4 protein-coding genes and 1 pseudogene are annotated in these 4,626 nt (G+C 46.8%); 3 read left to right on the forward strand and 2 right to left on the reverse strand.

Annotated features, from left to right (window positions below; translation table 11 throughout):
- The 3 genes and pseudogenes from ACKPQ4_RS06315 to ACKPQ4_RS06325 all read left to right on the forward strand — a co-directional run.
- A pseudogene (locus ACKPQ4_RS06315) lies at positions 1-937 on the forward strand (hypothetical protein); the annotation flags it as partial.
- Positions 934-1,830: a metallophosphoesterase gene (locus ACKPQ4_RS06320; protein WP_407680353.1), complete on the forward strand. Its 897-nt coding sequence runs from the start codon at positions 934-936 to the stop codon at positions 1,828-1,830. The pseudogene ACKPQ4_RS06315 and the gene ACKPQ4_RS06320, both read left to right, overlap by 4 nt.
- Positions 1,827-2,975 carry an FG-GAP repeat domain-containing protein gene (locus ACKPQ4_RS06325; protein WP_407680354.1) on the forward strand — a complete coding sequence of 383 codons (1,149 nt, stop codon included), beginning with the start codon at positions 1,827-1,829 and terminating at the stop codon, positions 2,973-2,975. Before ACKPQ4_RS06320 ends, ACKPQ4_RS06325 begins: the two co-directional genes overlap by 4 nt.
- Here ACKPQ4_RS06325 and ACKPQ4_RS06330 read toward each other — a convergent pair whose 3' ends face one another.
- On the reverse strand, positions 2,976-3,866 hold the full coding sequence (locus tag ACKPQ4_RS06330; protein WP_407680355.1) for an ADP-ribosylglycohydrolase family protein: 891 nt from the start codon (positions 3,864-3,866) through the stop codon (positions 2,976-2,978).
- 24 nt (positions 3,867-3,890) lie between these two features.
- A partial coding sequence (locus tag ACKPQ4_RS06335) for an oxidoreductase (RefSeq protein WP_407680356.1) occupies positions 3,891-4,626 on the reverse strand: 736 nt, incomplete at its 5' end.

Raw genomic sequence — 4,626 nt, forward strand, 5'->3', positions numbered from 1 at the left:
CATCTTTGCCAGCGGTTTTCGGGCACCCAATGGAATCGGAGTGGGCCCAAACGGAGAAGTCACCACAGGGGACAATGAAGGAAGCTTTATTCCTACAGCTCCCCTGAACTGGGTGAAGCCCGGAAGTTTCAATGGCGTGGTCGATTCCTACCGAGGAGATCATAACTTAAAAAGTTCGCCCATCTCCGGCTATGAAGTGCCTTACACAGATTGGGGGGAATACCGAAGATCGTTTATGAAGCGTCCCGGTTTTCAGCACTTCCCTGAAGAAGCACCCAAGCCTCTTGTGTGGATGAGTAAAAAGCGCGGCGTGGACAATTCTGGCGGTGGGCAGGTCTGGGTCACCAGTGACAAGTGGGGCCCGCTTCAAGATCAACTGCTCCATATGTCCTATGGGCAAAGCAAACTCTATGTCGTGCTTAAGGAAGAAAAGAATGGACAGATGCAGGGTGGGGTATCCCGTATCCCGATCGAACTTTCAAGCAGTGCGATGCGTGCACGGATCAACCATGGAGATGGTCAGCTTTATGTTTCCGGTCTCAAGGGCTGGCAGACCAATGCCAAAGGACGTGGCGGGCTTGACCGTATTCGTTACACGGGGGAACCGGTTCATCTTCCCCGTTCATTGAAGGTGAAGAAGGACCTGATCGAGGTTGGGTTTTACGGGTCCCTTAGTCCCGCGGAAGCCAATGATTTATCTAAGTATAAATTTGGAGCGTGGGATTTAAAATGGACATCCAACTATGGTTCACCGGAAATACCTTTAAATGATCTGAAGCTGGAAAAGGTCGAACTTTTGGAAGACGGAAAAACGATCGCATTGCATGTGCCCAACCTCCACCCCGCCCACATGGTGCAGATTGATTATGAATTACAATCTGCGGAGGGAATCCCATTCAAAGGCCGCATAGATCATACCATCCACGAGGTCGAATGATTCGGTTCTTAGTCCTTATTTTTTTTGCGCTGTGTGCATCGGTACTTGCTGAAGAAAAAAAGAATACCAAATACAAATTCTCCTTTGGTGTGATCGCAGATTGTCAGTACTGTGTGGCCCCGGATCGAGGGCAGAGAAAATATTCTGCTTCCAAGGAAAAGCTGCATCAGTGCGTGGAGCATTTTAACAAGGAAGATTTATCCTTTGTTATTCATCTGGGGGATTTTATCGACCGGGATTTTTCCAGTTTTGATGAGATACTTCCAATCTATAATTCTTTAGAAGCTCCGGGCTATCATGTGTTGGGGAATCATGACTTTGAGGTGGCCGATGAGTACAAATCGCAAGTTCCTAAAAAGTTGGGCATGCCCTCTAAATACTACGATTTCAAAATTAAGAACTGGCGGTTCGTATGCCTCGATGGAAATGACCTTAGTTTTATTGCATATCCAAAAGGAAGTAAGAGGTATCAAGAATCTGAGGCATATTATCATGAACAGAAGATCCGTTCACCCAAGTGGAATGGGGGAGTAGGAGCGGAACAAATGAGCTGGGTGCGGAAAGTTTTACAGGCAGCTGAAGGTTCCCAAGAAAAGGTCATCCTGTTTTCCCATTTTCCTGTTTATCCGCAAGATCCGCACAACCTTTGGAATGCCAAGGAAGTAATTAAGCTACTCGAAGAATTTTCCTGTGTGAAGGCATATATCAATGGACACAACCATAAGGGTAAATATGGGATCAAAGGCGGCATTCACTACCTGACTTGCAAGGGTATGGTGGATAGTGAAACCACGGCCTATTCCATCGTGAGAGTTTATCACGATCGCTTGGAACTCTCTGGGTATGGTCGGGAAACTAAGTTAAAACTAATGAATTTAAGAAAAAATAAGTGAAATACTCTATCGTTTGGGCGTTAAGTCTGCTTTCTAATTTGGCTCTACTTGGAGTTCATCCAGTCAAGTTTAAGACTCAACTTTTGACCGTTGATGCAAATGAAGGGATAGCCGTTGCGGATTATGATAAGGATGGAATGCTCGATATCTCAGCCGGTCGTAACTGGTATCGGAACCCTGGTAAGCATGGTGCTTGGGTGCCGAGGCCATTGCGCATCATTGAAGACAAGGGGGGCTATGCCCACTCTAATGGCGAGCACGCTTTTGATGTAGATGGAGACGGCTGGATCGATGTGGTATCAAATAGTTTTTGGCTGCCAGAAGTGAACTGGTACCGAAACCCGGGAGAGAAACGTCTCCGGTTGGGTTTGCTCTGGGAGCAGAATCTTTTGATGAATACCAACCAGAAAACTAATGAACTTTGTCAGTTTATTGATATTGATGGGGATGGTAAGCGGGAATGGATTGCGAACCAGTGGAACAAGAATGCCCCCACGATTGTCTGGTATCAGGATGACAAGGGTAAGTTCAAAAGTCATACGATTGGACCAAAAAGTGGTCATGGAATTGGATTTGGAGATCTAAACAACGATGGACGAAGCGATATTGTAATCGGTACAGGTTGGTACGAAAGGCCAGAAGGGAACCTTTATGCAGGACAATGGAGATTTCACCAAAGTTGGACCAAATACCTGTCCTGCCCAGTTCTAATTAGGGATGTGAACGGCGATGGTAAGAACGATCTACTTTGGGGCAATCCGCATGATTACGGTATCTTTGCATGGCTAAGTAAGGGATTTGATGCTTCAGGCAGTTTCCTTTACGACGAAGTCATGATCGATGATTCTTTTAGCCAAGCCCATGCACTTCATTTTGCAGACTTAAATGGGGACGGTATTGATGAACTTATTACGGGCAAGCGGGTTTATGGGCACAATGGCAGAGACCCAGGTGCTGATGATGTTCCTGTAGTCATGTACTACACATGGGACAAAGAGTTTAAAAACTTTGGCAAGCATGTAGCAGCTAAAGGTGCAGGTGCTGGGTTGCATATTGTAACGGCCGATCTTGACAGTGACGGCGATCTTGAAATTGTTGTCCCAGGCAAAGAAGGTACGCAGATTCTTTGGAACAAGAGGTTGTAGCTAATTTTGGCTGAGAAAATTACCAAGATCCATCCGGGCCTTTAAATTTTCGATCCATCCCTGAGGAATGGCAGAAAGGCCATTGGCCGAACCCAAGAGGATACCGAGGGCTAATCCACGGGCACAATTATCTCCTCCTGCAATGGCGTTTTCAATAAACGCTGCCTCGATGTCATCTCCGTGTTTTGTGGCTAGGTAGAGAACGGAGGGGAGGGCGGATGAAATCGAACAGGCTGGTCCTAGTTTACTAATCGCGTCCACAGCATTTTCTGAGAGCACACTTTTTGCCTTTTCGAGTGCCCATTCGGGTGCGGTTTCGTTGAGGGTATCGTGCAGATTGGCACCATGCATCAGACGATAACCTGCCTGAGCAAGAAAGATAGCAGTTTCTTCGGCCTCCTTGGATCGATGAGTGAGCACGGTTTGTTCAACCGCTGCTTTCACCACTTCACTTTCAGAAGAGTTGGAAAGAAAAGCAATAAGCGGGGCAATCCTAGCAGGTCCGGCAATTTCCACCGAATCACTACCTCCCTGAGTCTTGTCTGTTTGATTTTGAACATTGGCCAAGGTGGCTTTGGTTGCACCATCTATATAGTCGTTGTAATCGGGCCACATCCCAAGCCACTCCTCCATAAACATGGAAGGATCCCACTTTTTTTCTCTTGCAAGAAAATTCAACAGACATAGGGACTGGTCTCCCACATGCCCCTGATCTCCCGCTTGCTTGTGAGGGTGGTAAGAATCAGAGCCAGGTGCCTTGTACTCAGTTACTCGCCCGTGTTTTTTTACCAACTCTTGGGAGTCGTAGATCCAGTGTACTCCAAGGGATAGGGCGTCTGCACAGTAGGAACCAAAGAGAAGTCCGGATTTTTTATTTTTAAGATCGTTCATAAAAGATGATCAGGGAATTTTAATTTACTGAGTGTTGGATGGGAAGTCGGTGTACCCCTTAGCAGTCGAGGAACTGTACCAGGTGGAAGGATCTGCCTCTTCGGCAAGCGGAGCATTGGACGCGAATCGTTCGACAAGGTCTGGGTTGCTGATAAAGGGGCGACCAAATGCAATCATATCCGCATGGCCTTCGTTTATTGCTTTTTCTGCAGTATCTTCGGTGTATCCACAATTACCCATGATCGGTCCTTTAAATACCGCACGGAATTCCTGAAGGGTCATAGGATCACCAAGCTCATGAAAGCCAAAAGCTAGCCCATCCATAACATGTAGGTAAGCTAAGCCATATTGGTTGAGTTGTTTGGCCGCATAAGTGAACTGTTCCCGGTAATCCGGAGAACCCATATCATCAAATACCCCATTGGGTGACAGTCGGACGCCTATCCGGTCGAAGGGAAAAACTTCTCCGACCGCCCGAACGACTTCATCGAGTAACCGGTAGCGGTTTTCGATACTTCCACCGTATTCATCTGTTCGATGGTTTGTTTTGGACTGCAAAAATTGATCGAGTATATACCCGTTGGCCGAGTGTATTTCGATTCCGTCAAAATCGGCGGCTTTTGCAAGCTCTGCACCTTTTCTAAACATTGCGATGATTTGGGGAATTTCTTCGAGTTCCAGAGCTCTGGGGACTTCATAGGGTTTGCTACCATCTGGAGTGTGAGTTTCATTATTTTCCAGGCGAATGGCCGATGGGGCT

This window comes from Candidatus Chordibacter forsetii, assembly GCF_964187505.1.
GTDB lineage: Bacteria > Verrucomicrobiota > Verrucomicrobiia > Opitutales > Seribacteraceae > Chordibacter > Chordibacter forsetii.

What these genes read in the sequence shown, in the direction of transcription:
- ACKPQ4_RS06330 (WP_407680355.1), bottom strand. Translation starts at nt 3,866, where the DNA reads ATGAACGATCTTAAAAATAAAAAATCCGGACTTCTCTTTGGTTCCTAC.
- ACKPQ4_RS06320 (WP_407680353.1), top strand. Translation starts at nt 934, where the DNA reads ATGATTCGGTTCTTAGTCCTTATTTTTTTTGCGCTGTGTGCATCGGTA.